We start from the raw sequence: 17,363 nt of genomic DNA on the forward strand, positions 1-17,363 counted from the left end.
GTAGGACGCCGCCAGGCGATATTAATTATATTCCGGGTTTGCCTTTAAGGACAAGCGATGAAAGATAAATATCATTATTTATGGATCATTCCACAGTAGCTCAGTGGTAGAGCAATCGGCTGTTAACCGATCGGTCGTAGGTTCGAATCCTACCTGTGGAGCCATGGAGAGCTGTCCGAGAGGCCGAAGGAGCACGATTGGAAATCGTGTAAGCCGCTACCGCGGCTTCGAGGGTTCGAATCCCTCGCTCTCCGCCATTACACAATGGCCCGTTGGTCAAGCGGTTAAGACACCGCCCTTTCACGGCGGTAACACGGGTTCGAATCCCGTACGGGTCACCAATAATAATGTGGAGGATTAGCTCAGCTGGGAGAGCACCTGCCTTACAAGCAGGGGGTCGCAGGTTCGAGCCCTGCATCCTCCACCATATATATAATATAGTATTCCTCATATCGCGGGGTGGAGCAGTCTGGTAGCTCGTTGGGCTCATAACCCAAAGGTCGCAGGTTCAAATCCTGCCCCCGCAACCAAATAATAATGGTCCGGTAGTTCAGTTGGTTAGAATGCCTGCCTGTCACGCAGGAGGTCGCGGGTTCGAGTCCCGTCCGGACCGCCATCTAAATTAATTAGTTTATAGAAACAACATATGGCTTGGTAGCTCAGTCGGTAGAGCAGAGGACTGAAAATCCTTGTGTCGGCGGTTCGATTCCGTCCCGAGCCACTTTTTTATTTTTACGGAGGGGTAGCGAAGTGGCTAAACGCGGCGGACTGTAAATCCGCTCCTTCGGGTTCGGCAGTTCGAATCTGCCCCCCTCCACCATTTTTAATAAATATTTAGGGGTATAGTTTAATGGTAAAACGAAGGTCTCCAAAACCTTTGATGTGGGTTCGATTCCTACTACCCCTGCCAATATGGCGGTCGTGGCGAAGTGGTTAACGCACCGGATTGTGGCTCCGGCATTCGTGGGTTCAATCCCCACCGGTCGCCCTTTTTTAAATTTCAATATAGTGATTGGGCCATAGCCAAGCGGTAAGGCATCGGGTTTTGATCCCGTGTACCCCAGGTTCGAATCCTGGTGGCCCAGCCATTGCGGAAGTAGTTCAGTGGTAGAACACCACCTTGCCAAGGTGGGGGTCGCGGGTTCGAATCCCGTCTTCCGCTCCAGAGGCAGTGGCGGTATAGCCAAGTGGTAAGGCAGAGGTCTGCAAAACCTTTATCACCGGTTCAAATCCGGTTACCGCCTCCAATATGCCGGTGTGGCGGAATTGGCAGACGCGCACGACTCAAAATCGTGTTCCTTACGGAGTGTCGGTTCGACCCCGACCACCGGTATCAGAATAAGCGGGAAAAAGCCTTTAAGATCAAGGGTTCTCACAGTTGTGAGGGCTCTTTTTTTATTGCCCATTTCGCACGATTTAGGAAGTAAAATGACTAGAAGGAAAAATGAGAAATTGCAGGAAAACGCAAGGGTGAAAGAAGAGGGGATTTAAGTAAGGATGAGCTAAGGGTTGTTTTAGATGATCCAGAAGCAATTGAGTATTCTTTTGATGAACTATTAGAGGTATTTATTGGGATTGCCAGTATAAAAATCTAAGAGAACATACAATAAAATATTATCGTAGCGAACTTACAACTTTTAGAAAAATATTAAATGAACAAGGCTTAAATCTGTCTCCTTATGAAATAACTAATGAGATTATTAAGCGACATGTCGTAATGTATATGAAAGAAAAGGGTATAAAGGCGGTTAGTATAAATTCACGTCTGCGTGCATTAAGATCTTTTTTTAATCTTTTAGAGTCGCAAAACTATATTAAAGTAAACCCAATGAAAGATATTAAGCTGTTAAAAGATCGAAAAAGAATCGTTGAAACGTTTGATAAGAAACAAATTAAAGCATTATTCAATGCTTGTGACCTTCGAACTTTTGTTGGATATAGGGATAAAACTATTATGCTTTTGTTGTTGGAAACCGGCGTTAGAGCGAATGAACTTATTGGAATAAAGGTTATTGATATTATATGGTCACAGAAGGTAGTTCGTATAACAAAAACAAAAGGTGGCTATGAAAGGTTTGTACCCATTCAGAATAAAATGATAGATCAACTTAAAAAATATGTATCTATTAGAGGACAAATAGAGAACGATTATTTATTTATTACACAAGATGATGCACCGATGAGCAAGAGACAAATACAGAATAGAATTAAATACTATGGTGAAGTGGCAAAAATAAAGAATGTACGTTGTTCCCCTCACACTTTTCGTCACACATTTGCAAAATTAAGTGTTATGAATGGTGCTAATGCTTTTCAATTGCAGGCAATTTTGGGACATTCTACTTTGGAAGTGATAAAGGTCTACGTTAATTTATTCAGTAGTGAGGTTCAAGAAGGACATTCAAAATTTAGTCCATAAAAATCTATTTTAATTCGGTAGATATGTTCCCACAGATCATGCATATTGAGTGTGTAAATAGGCAGGAGAGGGAATTGTCTAATTAAAAAGTAAATCTCTCAATCAAAATAAACATTTCCGATTAAGACCCCGATTTCGTGAAAATAAACATTTCCGATTTCAGGGTCTTTTTCATGTTCATCCCTTGTCTTTTCTCGGTTTTCTAGTGTTTCCATTACGCAACATTATCGGAAAACTTTATTCCAAATACGGAAAAAATGTTGAAAAAACAGGTGAAATAGAGCCCAAAAACATCCATTTTTGAACCAAAAAACGTCCAAAATGGGGGTTCCGTAGCAAAACTTTATTTTAACTCGAACGGTGGAATGCGGGTTGGAGGGGGGAGGTTTGGGAAGAGTTTATTTTGGTTGTACAGGAATTGTAACCAAACAATAAAAACCTACAACTAACAATAGAAACTACAAAACAGCCAAAAAATAAGAATAAAAACGTGAAAAAAGCGTGAGTTGTAAAACTTTATTATCATCAAATAATAAAGTTTTACAGAAAAACGTGAATCAAAAGGTGAGAAAAAGCGGGATCTGTTGTAAATTTCTATTATCACTGAAACGGTGGAATGCGGGTTTGAAGGGTGAAATTTTGTAGGTTTTTATTAGTGCTGAACAGGAATTGTCTAATTAAAACATAAATCTCCTAATTAAAATAAACATTTCCGCCTCCGACATCAATTCCGTTAAAATACTTCTCCGATTTCGGGGTCTAATCCAATAATTTCTCGGGTTTTTCCAAATAGGAACCCGGGATAATAGAAGCAAGAGAGGGGGACAAAAGAGTTCTTTCCTCTCTTTTCTTTGCTTTGCTCTTCTATCAATTGTCATAACTGGGTTCTTTTAATACTCCCCAATTCGGGGGAAAGACTTAGTTACAATGGCAGAATATTCGATACAAGCCAGAACGGAAAAAAGAGGGCGAAAAACGGGGGTTTTAGGGAAGAACTTAATAACATTGCCTTGGGGCGTAAAAGAGTGGGTGGAGCTTTGGAGGAGTATGGATGGAAAGGGATTTGGGGAAGAGAACGACTAAGTAACAGAGACATATAGTAGACGAAAATAAAATGATAAAAAATAAGAGATAATGGTAAGTGTATAATCGAAAAGGGCTTACCGGAATGAGAAAGTGTCTCTATATAAGTTAAGGTTCCTTATGGATTTTTAAAACAAGTTAATGACATTTTTAAAGGAAGAGAAAACCACCCCGAAACGCTCGGCCAAAAGCTAAAGGGGTGGTCCTCCTTTAAGAAGTCAACAGCCTAGAGACAACAAAGGGAACATTTATGTATCACTTTGAAAAGAATAAAGTAAACCAATAGCAAAAGAAACTTTAATTGATTATTGGAGGAAAAATGTTATTTATTTCTTATTAAAGCGAGACAATTGGGCAAATTTCCCTGTTGTAGAAGTAAATCCCTTATGTTAAAATCCGTTTAAGTTATGGTAAAAATAATGACAAGAAATGGAGGTGAAAGAACGGATGGTGGAGTTTCAAAATAGTCTCAGAATCAATACAGATGTTTCTGCGGTATATGAATATTTAAGCAAAGTCGAAAACTTCTCTAAATGGAATTATGCAGTTTCAGAAGTGAAAAAGTTGAAAAAGAAAAACGGAGCAGGTAAAGAGCTATACGGCATATACAGGAAATCTAGCGGCCCCAAATACGAAGAAGGTTATCTGGAAAGTTCTATACCCAACCAAAAACTGGTAATGGTAATTAAAGGCGACTGGTTTCCCTACGAGATGGAGTATACGCTGAGTGTCGATGGAAGCCAAACTTTATTAAACAACAAAGCACGATTATCCCCTTCAAAGATTAGCTATTTCCCATTGCAATTAGCCAAAAATAATTTACAAAAAGCTGTTTATCAAAATTTGTTAGTCCTAAAGAGTAAATTGGAAAATTATTAGAAAACTTCAAAAAGAGTATTGACTTAAAAGTCAGAATGATTTAAATTCTATATATGGGTGACCGGTCACTCATCTCCAGGAGGAAATCAGAATGAAAAATGAAAAAGAATTGAGAAGGCAAACAATAATTGAAATTGCAGCGAGAGAATTTGCCGAGAAGGGGTATGATAACTCGAACATAAATGAAATAGCTACTATGTCAGGTATAGGAAAAGGTACGATATATCTGTATTTTAAAACGAAAAAAGAACTGTATTTAGCTACCATGCAAACAGTCGTTGATCTATTTAACGAATCATCCAAGAATGTGTTAAATCTTGAGGTTACGCCTTTAGAAAAATTGAAAGTTTGTATGGAATTGTTATTCAGGCTCGAAGAAGAGGGATTGCCATTCCTCATTTTGTGGTCGAGATACCAATTTCAAAATAATCCTGATTTCCAAGATGAAGTACATGCTTTATTTAAAGATTTAGAGCAGCCGTTTTGTAATATTGTTAAACAAGGGGTTAAAGAAGGCACATTCAACACACCTTACCCCGAAGAAGCGGGATATTTGATACTATCTATGGTAACTATGCTTATACCAAGTTTACAGGCAAAACCCTTGCTTGAAAATGTATCTAAAGAAGAGAAAGTGGAGTTTTTAGTAAACCTAATTCAAAATGGATTATCTTGCAAAGCTATTAATTAAGTGAAAGGAGAAATCCTTTCCTTTATTATTAAAAAAAATATGGGTGAGTGGTCACCCACTTTTAGGAGGGGCAGTATGGAAAAGTTTGATTCGATTGAAAACGCATTAGATGTTTTGCGAAAAGGGGGTCTTGTTATTGTATCTGACGATGAAGGTAGGGAAAACGAAGGGGATTTGGTTGGTGTAGCAGAACTAATCACTCCTGAATCCGTAAACTTTATGATTACACATGGAAAAGGTTTAGTGTGTATGCCAATATCAAAAGATATTTCTCGACGACTTGACCTTCCACTAATGGTAGAAAATAACACGGAGATTTATCAAACAGCATTTACTGTTTCAATTGATGCCCATGAAAAGCATGGGGTGACAACTGGTATATCGGCTTGGGATCGTGCTAAGACGATACAGTTGGCAGTTTCCGAAGATAGCACACCGAATGACTTTGTAAGACCTGGTCATGTGTTTCCTCTAATTGCAGAAGATGATGGGGTGTTTGCCAGAAGTGGTCACACTGAAGCATCGACCGATTTGGCAAAATTAGTTGGATGTAAAAGAGCGGCAGTTATTGTAGAGGTTATTTTACCAGATGGAAGTATGGCAAGACAATCAGATTTGTTTAGCATGAGGAGACTATTCAATATCCCTTATATCACCATTGAGTATTTGAAGGAGTATCGAGAAAAATACGATGTTCGTGAGAAAGTAATGACTAACATCTAAATGAGGGTGTATGAAAATGATTGAACGTCTTATTAAGTCACTCATAGTGTTTATCAGTAAGAATTTTTTCATAAAGCAAGTCTTTGGGATTGAGAATTTACCTAAAAAAGGACCATATATTATTGTTCCAAATCATTCAAGTTACTTCGATCACTTTTTTATCTTTACTGTTGTGAATTATTACATGAAGCAACAAGTTTTATTTCTAACCAAAAAAGAAGCTTTTGATACTTATCTTTCTCGGAAATGGCATATGTCTATGGGAACTATTCCATTAAATCGAGATGCAACTGATATCACGGCTTTTAAGGCGGTAGTAAGCAAACTAAAAGAAGGGGAAATAATTTGTATTTATCCGGAAGGAACAAGAAGTCCGACAGGTAAAATATATCAGGGAAAACAAGGAGCAATACGAATGGCTTTAGCTGCAGATGTAACAATTGTACCTGTAGGTATAGAGGGAGCTTTTGATATTTTACCGAGAAAGAAACTACTACCAAGCCTCAGAAAAGCAAAAATACAAATAGGAGAGCCAATCCTGTTAGAGAGAAATAGGGACAAAAACAAACTGGATATCTACATGAAACGAGTAATGAATTCCATAAAATCTTTATCAAACGATGAAGATCGCTTCATCCGAGATTTACCAAGTGAAGAATCCTTATTGGTGGAGGAAATGTTAAGGGTAGCTTATGAATGGAACGAAAGAGGAATAAGAGCGTATCCAAAAGATTCACTCTCCCCTAATTTATTACACAAACGAGTAATTTACATTTGTGATCAAGTATTAAAGGTGCGACCAAACCATCCAATAGCACTTTTTGAAAAATCCAGGGCAATTGGAAGGATCGGCTTAAACAGCAAGATGGCACCGAAGAAAATTTTTCTGTTAATGAAAGGTAGAAAGATATTGGAAAGGTCCATCATAGAGAACCCAACTCACGCATCTAACTATTATGCGTTGGCGGTATGGTATATGGAAATGCCTCAATTTATTGGCGGAAGCCATGAGAAGGCACTTGAATTATATGAGAAGGCTAACGAGTTAGGTAAAGAAGTGTATATAATGATGGGTTATGCCAAAGCATTACTAAATAATGGCAGGCCAGAACAAGCCAAGATAGCCTTATTGGAGCTAGTCTCGGAATTGCCGACTAAAACGCTTGTTGATGCTCGAAGAAAAGTAGAGGCCATTGCGATGGTTATGAGGATTGATCCAGAATTTCAAATCGAAGAAAAGGTGATAAATAAATGTTTTCTAAACTATCAAAATGGGTGACTGCCCACCCAAAGAAGATTATTACAGCATGGATAATCCTTTTGCTTTCTGGTGCATACTTTGCTTTGCAATTCCCAGGTATATTATCGGCTGGAGGATTTAATGATCCAGAAAGTGATTCAATGATAGGGAAGGAATTAGTATCTGAGGAGTTTTCAAATAGGTATGCTCAAAATGCGATTGTAGTAGTAAATAATAATGAGTTGACCATCGAAAATGACAGCTATCGAGAGCATATAGAAGAAATCGCAGGAGAAATTAGCGATGTCCAACATGTAGAAGAAATTACAACTTATTACGACGATGAAAGTGAACAATTTATTTCGAAGGATAAAAATACAACATACCTATTAATAGGGTTGTCGGGTACAGAAGACGAGGCAACCAACACAGCTCCTGTATTACAAGAAAAATTAGAACCTCTAAATAAAGGCGGGTTCTATACGGAGTTAACCGGTAGTCCAGCTCTAACCTATGGACTGAATGATGTAACGAAGAAAGAAGTAGTTAAAGCAGAGATGATCGCAATACCAATCATGGTTGTCATTTTACTTTTAGTGTTTAGGACAGTAGCTTCTGCAGCAGTTCCACTCATCGTTGCAGCTTTTGCTCTAGTTAACACAATGGCTGTATGTTACTTTATCGGGCAGCAGTACACATTGAATATCCTAACTTTCAATATTATAAGTATGATTGGTTTGGGAGTTGTAGTTGATTATGCACTGTTTATTGTCAGTCGCTTTAAAAATGAATTAAAGTCTCATTCGGTATCCGATGCAGTTAAAATTTCGGTAGAGACTTCAGGTAGAGCGGTATTCTACTCTGGTATTACCGTAGCCATCAGTTTAGCAGCTCTATTTATTCCGAATATGATGATATTCAATTCAATTGCTTTGGGTGGCGTGATTGTAGTTATATTCGCTATCCTGACTTCTTTGACATTGCTACCTTCAATACTGATGTTAATGGGAGAAAAAATCAATTGGGGTAAGTTATCAAAAGGCAAAAAGACAGAAAATGGGGATAAATGGGACTCGTTTATTGCGAAGGTAATTAAAAAACCTGTTGTATTCTCGTTACCAGCTATCGTAGTTCTACTCATCATGGTATGGCCTGCCTTACAAGTTAATATGCAGGTGCCGGTGGCAAGTGCAACAAGCATACCTGAATCAGAACCATCAAGAGAAGGATTCGAAGTTTTAACTGCTAGTTTTGAACAAGGGGATATTTTTCCGATAGAAGTTATTGTGCATTCAGATGAATCGGTACTAGACCCTAAAAACATAGAAAGTATAGATGAATTAACTTCTAATATTGAAAGCCTGGACGGTGTTGAAGAAGTAACCAGTATTACGAATTGGGAAGAAGATTGGGCAGTAAGTGACTATAAGTCCTTCTTTGAGAATATAGAGGAATTGCCAAATGAAGTAACGAAGCCTATGGAAAATCTCGTGAATATAGATAATGGTGAATCGACTTCTATTATACTGGTGTCACCAATCGAAGCTGCAGATACCAAACAAACACATGACCTGGTAAGAGATATTCGTTCGGAAGTAGATGCGGTTCAAACAGATGGATTGTCCGTATTGGTGGGTGGAGAAACGGCCGTTGGAGTAGATTTTGATGATAAAGTCATCGAGAATATTCCTTATATAATTCTGGCGATATTTGGTGTGAGTTTCATTATTCTCATAGCTACTTTCAGATCTATCTTGATACCAATTAAAGCAATTGTGCTGAATGCAATTGTTACCTTAGCAAGTGTCGGTTTGTTAGTATTCGTATTCCAAAATGGTTTCTCGTTTACAGCAGATGTCGATCAAACAATAAATTCTGTCACACCTGTCGTGCTATTTGCGGTCTTGTTTGGTCTGAGCATGGATTATGAAGTTATCATTATTAGCCGTATGAAGGAATTGCATGACTCTGGAGTGAGTCACAATGAAAGTATTATAAAAGGAATCTCTGAGACAGCGAAAATAGTTAATGGTGCAGCACTAATTATGATTGTAGTATTTGGTGCGTTTGCCATAGTCGAAGTCAGAACCGTTGCGGAAATTGGCTTAGGTCTTGCATTTGCCATCTTTGTAGATGCAGCACTGGTAAGAACAATATTAGTACCTACATTGATGAAGTTAATGGGTAGAGCTAACTGGTGGCTCCCATTTAAAAAGAAAACATATACGGATTATGGAGATCGTCAGGTCTTAAAAAGGGAGGCAGAGTAGTATGATCTATACAGTTGGTTTTGACAAAATTTCAGGAACGGTACCCGTCACAAAAGAAACCAATATAGACAATATGTCTTCAGAAAGTATTATTGTCGTAAATGCTAATGGTTCCAAAAGAGAGCAATGGGAAAAGGATAGGTCTTTTCCCCCTGCTTTGCAATTCAAAGGGTTACTACCCACTTGTGAACAAAAGGAGCAAATTTATGAATTTGTACAAAAAGGTGGCACGGTGGTAAGTACTTTACCTGATCCAGATGAAGTTATCGAGACAGTTATGTTTGTAGAAGAAGTGGACGATAAACAAACTAATGAATTCTCAAATAAAGAGAATGACGGTACTACAATTAAGGGTACATATAGTCCATTTGATTGGTTGTTTGATGAATTAAATGATTTAGCACATACCGCTTATCATTATAAAAAAAGTGAATTCAATAAGGAATCTTCCATATATGTAGAATCTACAGTGGAAACCATCGCTTTCTTTATCGGTGATTTAGGGGGGAGGGTAATTTTTACAAAGCGACTAGACCCTTTGAACTTCATCCAAACAAATGAATTACAGGAAATTATCAATAGATGTGTAAAGAAGGATGAATACAATGTTACTACAAGATAAAGTGGCTATCATAACAGGAGCCTCCAGAGGAATAGGGCGAGACATCGCTTTGCTTTTTGCTAAAGAGGGAGCAAAAGTTGTACTGAACTATGTTCATAACGATACAGAGGCTACAAGTATATATGAAGAAATCATATCTATGGATGGAACCGCTTCTATATTTAGAGGAGATGTCAGCAAGGAAGAGGTTGTTAAAGAATTAATTGATTTCACTGTTAATCAATATAAACGAATAGATATCCTGGTAAACAATGCCGGCATAACAAGGGATAAGTTCCTAATAAATATGAAGTTAGAGGAATGGCATCAAGTTATAGAGACGAATTTGACGGCCCCATTTTTGACTTCTAAGTACGCTTTAAGAAAGATGATAAAACAACGATACGGAAAAATTATCAATCTGTCTTCATTATCGGGTCTGGCCGGCAACAAAGGTCAAGCTAATTATGCTGCTTCCAAAGCAGGGATAATTGGATTAACGAGAGCGATTGCTCAAGAATATAGTGGAAAAGGTATTTGGTCGAATGCTATCGCTCCCGGTGTTGTCGTAACCGATATGTCGAAACAGATACCTGTGTCAGAACGAGACTATAAATTAAACGCAATACTGCTGGAAAAACCCGGCGAGCCAGCAGAAATAGCTCGTGTAGCTCTTTTTCTTGCATCTGATTTAAGTGATTTTGTAAATGGTGAAGTCATTCGGGCTGATGGAGGAATTCGTTTTTAAAAGGAGGTTAACATGTATAAAAAAATAATCTTATTCTTAATAACGTTGACTTTCTTTAAGTATGTAACGGACAAAAAAGAAGAGGTCTATATTCCAATAAAACGTTTGTGACAAAGTTTTGTTTTAAGCATAATTCAATATTTATTTAGGATTGATCGGATTACAGGCTGGATTCAATTAGGATTCCATCCTTTTTCCTGAAGAAAAGAATTAAAATAAAGCAAACAAAACTATTGACTATATTTCAAGCGGCTCATAATGCTTCAAGAAGATTATTTGGAAAATCCAAATAAAAGAATATTAGGGATTAAGTTTTTTAATGATTATCATTTTGTATGCAGATGCTGAGATGGGAGCTATCCTAGTGGAAAACATTGCTTACTTCAACTATATTAATAAAGCGAAATGAGTGAAAGGTGATGAATGGAAAATGACTGAGAACAGAAGAAATCCAAAAAGAATAATGCTTTTACTTCAAACTATCTAGGAAGCGAATCCCTGATTGAACTTAGTTGGTTTCTGAGTTAGAAGAGGACGAAGAGAACAGCAGGGAAAGCATTCGATAATGTTTTTCAATCATCATCCAATAGGGTGTTCAATCCTAAATCAAAAAAAATTCGGGCTGAATTCAATACGGGTTCAGTCTTTTTCTTTTGCTCAAATATTGTCCAATAAGGGGTTGAGTCGTCGTACTAATCCATAAATCCATAGGATTACCAAAAAACTAAAGAGTGGTTTTATTGCCTTTAAAAAATTGTCCAAACTTTTAATTGACGATTTGGATATCAATGTTCAGGTCCTTTAGCAAGGGATCTAGCCTTTTAAAAAACTATTTTATGCTCGTAAACCTTAATATATAGTTTGCGAGTTTTTTAATTTGGCTCTAAAAACAATGTTCCTGTGCTGTGATCCAAAAAAACAGATATTGTGATGAAATTCATTAGCTATTACAGCTGGAACTCTAAGAGTTCCTCTGTATTTCATAGAATCAACAATAATTAATTAACATAGCTCATAGCTCGTTGTTTAAGATAATCGACAAGCTAAAAATAGTAATCTATCTCTTAACTCCCTTACCCTATCTTCTTTTGAAATAATTGATTCAACATGACGAACCACGCGATAGTAATAACTATACCTATCAGGAAAGCATGAATCCAATCCTCATTATGACTTATTAAGATAAACGTATATGCTGGCCAATACATCGGCAAAATCATCATCACTTTTGATAGTGGATTTGAAATTGCATAATCAATCAATGGAGCCAGTATAGACAGATTAATCACTTTGGCAAGGGCTAAACCCTCCACTTTATTAGAAGCAAGACTGGCCATCAGCATCGTAATCAGTGGTGCTTGCAGTGCTAGTAATAATGCAATCGGAACAAACGTAATAATCTGCCATTCAGCCACCCCTTGAATCAGGATGACGATAAACGATAGAAGGAATGTTATGATCATTGGTAGTAGTAATCTGCAAAACAGATAACCAACCTTCGTTAACGGCGTTACAGCATAATAAAGTAACACGCCCTCATCTCGTTCATCTAATATGACAAATCCATATAGCAAGCCAATCATCAGTGGTGTCATCAGTAACACCAAGCTAACAATTAGAGGGTAATGCTGTGTTAATTCAAACGTTGTATGTGTATCAATCAGTGTATCAAGCTTTGGTAGACCAAATCGAACAAGTGAAGCCAATAGTAAAATTCCGAACATCGAAAAAATGAGTAACGGATCCCTACGAATATTCTTCCAATCGCCAATCGATAGTACGACAACCTTTTTAATCATATGCTTCCCCCTAAGTAAAGCATTTATTTTTTAAAAATTGTTGAAATGATTGATATGTCCATAGGTACACTAGACCAATCCAAACTGCTAATACGGCAACAGAGTACAGATAGATTCCTATCGGTGCTCCTCTAAACGCTGATTCCATCAAGAGCAATATTGCTTGGGTTGGCAAAATGAAAAAAATAGGTGTATCGAAAATTCCAATATAATCGACTAATGGCAAATAAAACACAATCACAATAAGTGGGGACGTATATAGAAACGCATTGACTGACTTTACTCGAACAGCCAAGTTAATTCCTAACAACGTAAAAAACATTGAACAAAGTATGACCGCAAGTAAAAACGGCACAACATGAAATGAACTTTGATGAATCACAATGAATAAAACTATGCTAGTAACTGCTGCGAGAAGCGTTAACGACATTACTTTACTAATTAAATACTCGTGAATCTTCAACGGTGTGACGTATAATGTACTAAAAATCGATTGATCGCGCTCAAGCAGGACAAGACCACCAACAAAGAAGAAGCCTAAAACTGATGGATCAGTGAACACAATTAGAATAGAAGCTGTTTGTACATAGGCTTCTGGGATGAGTAAGAGTACGCCGATATAAAAAATAGTGACAAGGGCATAAGCATAATAAAAACCGTGGCGTAATTGAAATTTTACATCCATCTGGAACAACTCGATTATTCTCATATAAGCTTTCTACCTGTCGTTTGTATAAAAATATCCTCTAAGGTTGCTTCCTTGGTATGCATCGTGATAATCTCATAACCTTTTAGAATCTCTTGGAATCTAGCATTCTCACCTAACCGGTGCAGCGAGAATCCCTCATTCTTAACGGATTCTCTATCACGGTACTCGACGTTTAACTCTTTTTCTCCGTTCACAATTTTTAATTGTTTAGGAGAATCAATTAATGAAATGTTTCCATCTACGATAAAGGCAACACGGTCACATAGTACCTCCGCGGTCAGCATATTGTGAGTGGTGATAATAATCGTCTTCCCCTTGTATTTCTCTGCTTGAATGAGTTCCCTTAGCTTCTTTGCATTCACTGGATCTAAACCTGACGTTGGCTCGTCGAGAAACATAATGTCTGGGTTATTTAGTAAGACACGACAAAAATTCAAGCGCATTTTCATCCCTTTTGAATAATTGCCAAACTTTACATCAGCAGCTTCCTTCAAACCAACACTTTTTAACAACTCCATCGGATCCTGGGTATTATTCTTGTATAGCCGACTAAAAAATTTTAAGTTCTCCAGCCCAGAAAACTTCTGATAAAAATTTGGAAATTCAAACCCAACACCAATTCGTTCATAATAGGAAGAATTAAGTGTCTTTAATTCACATCCATCTATCATTACACTTCCCTTGTACCCTTTTAAGATACCGATAAGGATTTTCTGAGTCGTACTTTTTCCTGCACCAGAAGGACCAAGGAAACCAAAAATTTCTCCTTTGTTCACAGTAAACGATATACTTTTAATACTATCTTCCTTTTTACTTGGATATCGGTAAACGAGGTTTTTCACACTGATCATCTGTCGTTCCCCTCTCTAACAAACCCCGCCGATAAACACTCGGCAAGTAAATCAACAACTTCTGGATAAACTTCCTCACCAATTTCCTGTTTGTGAAGTAACATCATGAAAAAGCCTCGAATCGCACCTGTGATGATAGCTGGATCCTTGTCAATTAACACATTACTCCTTTGCCATTTTTCTAACAATGGGGTCAGTACAAATTCATCCTCTTCAAAATGCTGCTGGAATCTTTCTGGAGGTAACTTTCTTACAAGATGTTCCATACTCTCTTCTTGAAAAAGGCTTTTAATAATTGGATGTTGATCGATCATTGAGTACGCGAATAAAAGCATGTCCTTAAAAGCCTTCCGTGTCATAGGCTCTTCACCAATTTTGTCCAGCAATTTCTGTTTTATTTCCTTTTCCTCTTCCTCTAAAATGTCAAAAAACAACTCTTCCTTTGATGTGAAAAACTGATAAAACGTCCCTTGCGCAATCCCAACTGCTTTCGTAAGCTGAGAAATGCTAGTTTTCTTGAGTCCAAAAACACTAAACAATTTTTTTCCTTCTAAAATTAATTTGCTATAGATTATTTGTTTCTCTTGTTTACTAAAACCTTTAACCATTTTCTCACCTTCTTGAATATATGAATATTATTATTTTTAATTCATATAATATAACTGATTATGGAAAATGTAAAGAAGATTTTGATATTATTTCAAATCAGCTACTATCGCCGTTTTTTGGAGTTTGGATAGAGACAGGCTTTTTATACCTGTTTTGTGATTATAATACTTCTTCTACTAATCTTTTGATACCGTAAGGAGTTTAAGCGTGTCTAATCTTTTTCTATAAAAAATGTATCGGTTGTTCCGAAAGTTCTTCCTCAAATTAGAGGTTTTTAAGGGATAAAGGGTATAGGTAACCTTATATGAAATCCACGATACTTATGTAATAGAAAAATCCAGCAGTAATGTAATAAAAAGGAAGATTGGCGATTAATTGAAATATGAAGGTAAAGAGGTGAGTGGAATGAGAACGATAGAATCAGCAGTTAGAGGTGAAACATTAATCCAACCAGAGATTATGGAAAAATTACTGCATATAAATGATGCTTCATTTAGTATTAATAATGACACAATGAATAATCAACAATTATCAAAAAAGGAAATTTATATAATCACTAAAGTTGCTAAGGGATATAGAAACAAAGAAATTGCTTTTGAGTTAGGTATAGCGGAAAGAACAGTGAAGTCGCGCTTAACAAATATTTATAATAAATTAGGTGTTAATTCACGATCAGAAGCCGTATCGGTAGCAATAAAACAAGGATATATTGGATTATAAGGATCGTTTAATGTGGGGAAGTACAGAAGCCGTATTACTTATTTTCACTTTATTTTTTGTACTGGTTTCGGCTTCACTGGTCCCATCCCTCGTGGAATTTCTCTAAATTCCCCTAAACTCGATTCAAGAGCATCTGCAATATATTTTACTGCAATATTCGGATCTACTTTATCTCCGCATGTATAGACATCAATACTTGCATAACCATGTTCTGGGAAACTATGGATGGTTAAATGGGATTCAGAGATAATAACAACACCGCTTATCCCATATGGTGCGAATGGATGAAATACAACTTCACGTATTTCTGCACCGGCTATGACTGCTGCCTTTATAAATGTATCTCGAATAAAATCGATATTGTTTAATTTATCTAAATTGCACTCCCACAATTCAGCAATAATATGTCTTCCCAGTACATCCATGTGATGAACTTCCCCTTACATAATTAATTTACGACCAGTATATAGATGAGTATAAACCGATTATTTTGTTTATGCAATTTTTCCAGGTTAAGTTGTGGAGGAATAAAGAAGGATAAACACGGGATTGAATATAAGTAATTTGATCTACAGGTATCTTTAAATTTTTATTTTTTAGGTCAATCAGTTAGAATTATAATAGGATTAAAGTTCATATAATTTTTATAAATAGTGATAATGACTAGATATGTGGGGTGAAAATGTGGGGATATTCTCGAGGATTTTTTCTAAAAACAAGAAAAATGAACCTGCACCAAAAGAAAGAGATGTATTGACGATAAAAGTTGGAGACATTGTAACTTATGATTTAGTCGATTATGAAGTTGTTGGGAAAATAACATATCGATCTGGAAATTATGAATGGTATAGTTATCAACTACTAGAAGGAAAGAATACAATTTGGTTAGCAGCAGAAATGGATGATGAATTGGAATTAGGAATTTATAAAAAAGTTACGTTGCCTGTTTCTAAGCCATTTCCAAAAGAGCTTAGCCATGATGGGAATAAATACTATTTTGATGAATCTGGTACTGCTAGAATAATCGGTGAAGGAAGAAGTGCTAATTTACAAGGATCTGAAGTAGAATATGCAGAGTATACAGATGCAGATGAAGAAAATTTTATCAGTTTAGAAGTATGGGGATCTGAAGTAGAAGTAAGCGTAGGCTATCCAATCGAATCCTATGAAATTAAAATTATGGCTGGTTCATTGTAAAATAAATGAAACATAACGATGAGTTATTTCGTATAACATAACGACTACAAAAATGAATACAAATTGAATATAATTTGAAGGAGAGAGTAATATGTTTAAGTTTTTTAATCGAGTAAAGACAGTGGTAAGTTCAGAGTTAAATTCTGCTCTTGATAAAGCAGAAGACCCGGTGAAAATGTTGGATCAATACATGCGTGATATGGCAGAGGATATACGTGAAGTAGAAACTGCTGTTGCAAAACAAATATCCAATGAAAAAATGTTGAAGCGCAAAGCTGATGATGCGAAGTCTATGATGGAAAAACGTCAGAAACAAGCTGAGCAAGCAATTGAAGCGGGAAATGATGATTTAGCTCGACGTGCGCTTCAAGATAAGAAAGAGCATGAAGCAACTGCAACTAGCTTGAATGAGTCTTGGACAACAGCGAAAAATGATTCTGAAGTTCTTAAATCCAAGTTAGATGAAATGAAAAAGGAATACCAAGAAATGCAATTGAAAAAGGATTCTTTAAAAGCGCGTGCAGAATCAGCTAAAACTAGAACAAAAATTAATCGTACAATGTCTTCTATTGGTAGTGATAGTTCTAAACAAGGATTTGAACGAATGGAAGAGAAAGTTATGCGTTATGAGGCTGAAGCGGAGACAAGTGATGCAATGTCTTACCAAAGCCGATCCTTGGATGATGAGTTTGAGGAATTAAATAAACAGAATGGTGTTGACGATGAGTTAGCAGCATTAAAAGCCAAAATGAATAAAGAGTAAGTTGTTCTAGAAAAGGGCAGTGCTTTAATAGCTGCCCTTTCTTAAAGGTGGAGGGGGATTG

Annotated in this window: 15 protein-coding genes, 14 tRNA genes and 1 pseudogene; 25 read left to right on the plus strand and 5 right to left on the minus strand. The window is 36.8% G+C overall.

All coding sequences use genetic code 11. From position 1 onward, the window contains the following. Positions 1–89 precede the first annotated feature (89 nt). The 22 genes from C794_RS05105 (at position 90) to C794_RS05215 (ending at position 10,654) form a co-directional block, all read left to right on the plus strand. Positions 90–164 (plus strand) — tRNA-Asn (locus C794_RS05105). A 1-nt stretch (position 165) separates the two neighbouring features. Then, a tRNA-Ser gene (locus tag C794_RS05110) sits at positions 166–257 on the plus strand. 9 nt (positions 258–266) lie between these two features. After that, positions 267–341, plus strand: a tRNA-Glu gene (locus C794_RS05115). 10 nt (positions 342–351) lie between these two features. Then, positions 352–427: transfer RNA gene (locus C794_RS05120), tRNA-Val, on the plus strand. A gap of 26 nt (positions 428–453) precedes the next feature. Continuing rightward, positions 454–530 (plus strand) — tRNA-Met (locus C794_RS05125). A 9-nt stretch (positions 531–539) separates the two neighbouring features. Further along, positions 540–616 (plus strand) — tRNA-Asp (locus C794_RS05130). Positions 617–648: 32 nt separating this feature from the next. Continuing rightward, positions 649–721 (plus strand) — tRNA-Phe (locus tag C794_RS05135). 15 nt (positions 722–736) lie between these two features. Beyond that, positions 737–820, plus strand: a tRNA-Tyr gene (locus tag C794_RS05140). A 16-nt stretch (positions 821–836) separates the two neighbouring features. Continuing rightward, positions 837–910 (plus strand) — tRNA-Trp (locus C794_RS05145). Between the two features lie 5 nt (positions 911–915). Beyond that, a tRNA-His gene (locus C794_RS05150) sits at positions 916–988 on the plus strand. A 25-nt stretch (positions 989–1,013) separates the two neighbouring features. Continuing rightward, positions 1,014–1,088, plus strand: a tRNA-Gln gene (locus tag C794_RS05155). A gap of 2 nt (positions 1,089–1,090) precedes the next feature. Beyond that, a tRNA-Gly gene (locus C794_RS05160) sits at positions 1,091–1,165 on the plus strand. Between the two features lie 8 nt (positions 1,166–1,173). Then, positions 1,174–1,247: transfer RNA gene (locus C794_RS05165), tRNA-Cys, on the plus strand. 4 nt (positions 1,248–1,251) lie between these two features. Next, positions 1,252–1,333: transfer RNA gene (locus C794_RS05170), tRNA-Leu, on the plus strand. A gap of 273 nt (positions 1,334–1,606) precedes the next feature. Beyond that, entirely contained in the window at positions 1,607–2,419 is an 813-nt protein-coding gene (locus C794_RS19690) for a tyrosine-type recombinase/integrase (RefSeq protein WP_230199336.1), read from the plus strand. 1,530 nt (positions 2,420–3,949) lie between these two features. After that, positions 3,950–4,381, plus strand: coding sequence for an SRPBCC family protein (locus C794_RS05185; protein ID WP_017796061.1), 432 nt, complete (start codon positions 3,950–3,952; stop codon positions 4,379–4,381). A gap of 91 nt (positions 4,382–4,472) precedes the next feature. Beyond that, a complete protein-coding gene (locus C794_RS05190; RefSeq protein WP_017796062.1) occupies positions 4,473–5,072 on the plus strand; it encodes a TetR/AcrR family transcriptional regulator in 600 nt (199 codons plus the stop codon). Between the two features lie 75 nt (positions 5,073–5,147). Then, positions 5,148–5,795, plus strand: coding sequence for a 3,4-dihydroxy-2-butanone-4-phosphate synthase (ribB, locus tag C794_RS19700; protein WP_017796063.1), 648 nt, complete (start codon positions 5,148–5,150; stop codon positions 5,793–5,795). 16 nt (positions 5,796–5,811) lie between these two features. Continuing rightward, positions 5,812–7,074 carry a 1-acyl-sn-glycerol-3-phosphate acyltransferase gene (locus C794_RS20130; RefSeq protein ID WP_017796064.1) on the plus strand — a complete coding sequence of 421 codons (1,263 nt, stop codon included), beginning with the start codon at positions 5,812–5,814 and terminating at the stop codon, positions 7,072–7,074. Continuing rightward, positions 7,047–9,305 carry an MMPL family transporter gene (locus C794_RS19710; RefSeq protein ID WP_017796065.1) on the plus strand — a complete coding sequence of 753 codons (2,259 nt, stop codon included), beginning with the start codon at positions 7,047–7,049 and terminating at the stop codon, positions 9,303–9,305. Before C794_RS20130 ends, C794_RS19710 begins: the two co-directional genes overlap by 28 nt. Position 9,306: 1 nt before the next feature. Then, complete coding sequence (locus C794_RS05210; protein ID WP_017796066.1) at positions 9,307–9,927, plus strand: hypothetical protein; 621 nt, start codon at positions 9,307–9,309, stop codon at positions 9,925–9,927. Beyond that, the gene (locus C794_RS05215) at positions 9,911–10,654 is read left to right on the plus strand and encodes a 3-oxoacyl-ACP reductase family protein (protein WP_017796067.1); all 744 of its coding nucleotides are present in this window, start codon (positions 9,911–9,913) and stop codon (positions 10,652–10,654) included. Before C794_RS05210 ends, C794_RS05215 begins: the two co-directional genes overlap by 17 nt. Before the next feature lie 1,073 nt (positions 10,655–11,727). On the opposite strand, the gene C794_RS05225 is transcribed toward C794_RS05215, so the two are convergent. The 4 genes from C794_RS05225 to C794_RS05240 are packed head-to-tail and all read right to left on the minus strand — an operon-like array spanning position 11,728 to position 14,621. Then, on the minus strand, positions 11,728–12,453 hold the full coding sequence (locus C794_RS05225) for a hypothetical protein (RefSeq protein ID WP_017796069.1): 726 nt from the start codon (positions 12,451–12,453) through the stop codon (positions 11,728–11,730). A gap of 10 nt (positions 12,454–12,463) precedes the next feature. Further along, positions 12,464–13,162: a fluoroquinolone export ABC transporter permease subunit gene (locus C794_RS05230; protein ID WP_017796070.1), complete on the minus strand. Its 699-nt coding sequence runs from the start codon at positions 13,160–13,162 to the stop codon at positions 12,464–12,466. Beyond that, complete coding sequence (locus C794_RS05235; protein ID WP_017796071.1) at positions 13,159–14,013, minus strand: ABC transporter ATP-binding protein; 855 nt, start codon at positions 14,011–14,013, stop codon at positions 13,159–13,161. The genes C794_RS05230 and C794_RS05235 overlap by 4 nt, the downstream gene beginning before the upstream one ends. After that, positions 14,010–14,621 carry a TetR/AcrR family transcriptional regulator gene (locus tag C794_RS05240; RefSeq protein ID WP_017796072.1) on the minus strand — a complete coding sequence of 204 codons (612 nt, stop codon included), beginning with the start codon at positions 14,619–14,621 and terminating at the stop codon, positions 14,010–14,012. The genes C794_RS05235 and C794_RS05240 overlap by 4 nt, the downstream gene beginning before the upstream one ends. Before the next feature lie 529 nt (positions 14,622–15,150). Here C794_RS05240 and C794_RS21350 point away from each other — a divergent pair. Next, positions 15,151–15,342 (plus strand): annotated as a pseudogene (locus C794_RS21350) (response regulator transcription factor); the annotation flags it as partial. A gap of 44 nt (positions 15,343–15,386) precedes the next feature. Here C794_RS21350 and speD read toward each other — a convergent pair. Further along, positions 15,387–15,767 carry an adenosylmethionine decarboxylase gene (gene speD, locus C794_RS05250; RefSeq protein WP_017796074.1) on the minus strand — a complete coding sequence of 127 codons (381 nt, stop codon included), beginning with the start codon at positions 15,765–15,767 and terminating at the stop codon, positions 15,387–15,389. Positions 15,768–16,026: 259 nt separating this feature from the next. Here speD and C794_RS05255 point away from each other — a divergent pair, with 259 nt between their 5' ends. Further along, entirely contained in the window at positions 16,027–16,539 is a 513-nt protein-coding gene (locus tag C794_RS05255) for a DUF4178 domain-containing protein (RefSeq protein ID WP_017796075.1), read from the plus strand. 91 nt (positions 16,540–16,630) lie between these two features. Further along, the gene (locus tag C794_RS05260) at positions 16,631–17,302 is read left to right on the plus strand and encodes a PspA/IM30 family protein (protein WP_017796076.1); all 672 of its coding nucleotides are present in this window, start codon (positions 16,631–16,633) and stop codon (positions 17,300–17,302) included. Positions 17,303–17,363 lie beyond the last annotated feature (61 nt).

It is taken from the genome of Oceanobacillus kimchii X50 (genome assembly GCF_000340475.1).
Lineage (GTDB): Bacteria > Bacillota > Bacilli > Bacillales > Amphibacillaceae > Oceanobacillus > Oceanobacillus kimchii.

Coding starts and splice junctions, on each gene's coding strand:
- C794_RS20130 (WP_017796064.1), top strand. CDS start 5,812: ATGATTGAACGTCTTATTAAGTCACTCATAGTGTTTATCAGTAAGAAT.
- C794_RS05190 (WP_017796062.1), top strand. CDS start 4,473: ATGAAAAATGAAAAAGAATTGAGAAGGCAAACAATAATTGAAATTGCA.
- C794_RS19710 (WP_017796065.1), top strand. CDS start 7,047: ATGTTTTCTAAACTATCAAAATGGGTGACTGCCCACCCAAAGAAGATT.
- ribB (WP_017796063.1), top strand. CDS start 5,148: ATGGAAAAGTTTGATTCGATTGAAAACGCATTAGATGTTTTGCGAAAA.
- C794_RS05225 (WP_017796069.1), bottom strand. CDS start 12,453: ATGATTAAAAAGGTTGTCGTACTATCGATTGGCGATTGGAAGAATATT.
- C794_RS05240 (WP_017796072.1), bottom strand. CDS start 14,621: ATGGTTAAAGGTTTTAGTAAACAAGAGAAACAAATAATCTATAGCAAA.
- C794_RS05260 (WP_017796076.1), top strand. CDS start 16,631: ATGTTTAAGTTTTTTAATCGAGTAAAGACAGTGGTAAGTTCAGAGTTA.
- C794_RS05215 (WP_017796067.1), top strand. CDS start 9,911: ATGTTACTACAAGATAAAGTGGCTATCATAACAGGAGCCTCCAGAGGA.
- C794_RS05185 (WP_017796061.1), top strand. CDS start 3,950: ATGGTGGAGTTTCAAAATAGTCTCAGAATCAATACAGATGTTTCTGCG.
- C794_RS05235 (WP_017796071.1), bottom strand. CDS start 14,013: ATGATCAGTGTGAAAAACCTCGTTTACCGATATCCAAGTAAAAAGGAA.
- C794_RS05210 (WP_017796066.1), top strand. CDS start 9,307: ATGATCTATACAGTTGGTTTTGACAAAATTTCAGGAACGGTACCCGTC.
- C794_RS05230 (WP_017796070.1), bottom strand. CDS start 13,162: ATGAGAATAATCGAGTTGTTCCAGATGGATGTAAAATTTCAATTACGC.
- speD (WP_017796074.1), bottom strand. CDS start 15,767: ATGGATGTACTGGGAAGACATATTATTGCTGAATTGTGGGAGTGCAAT.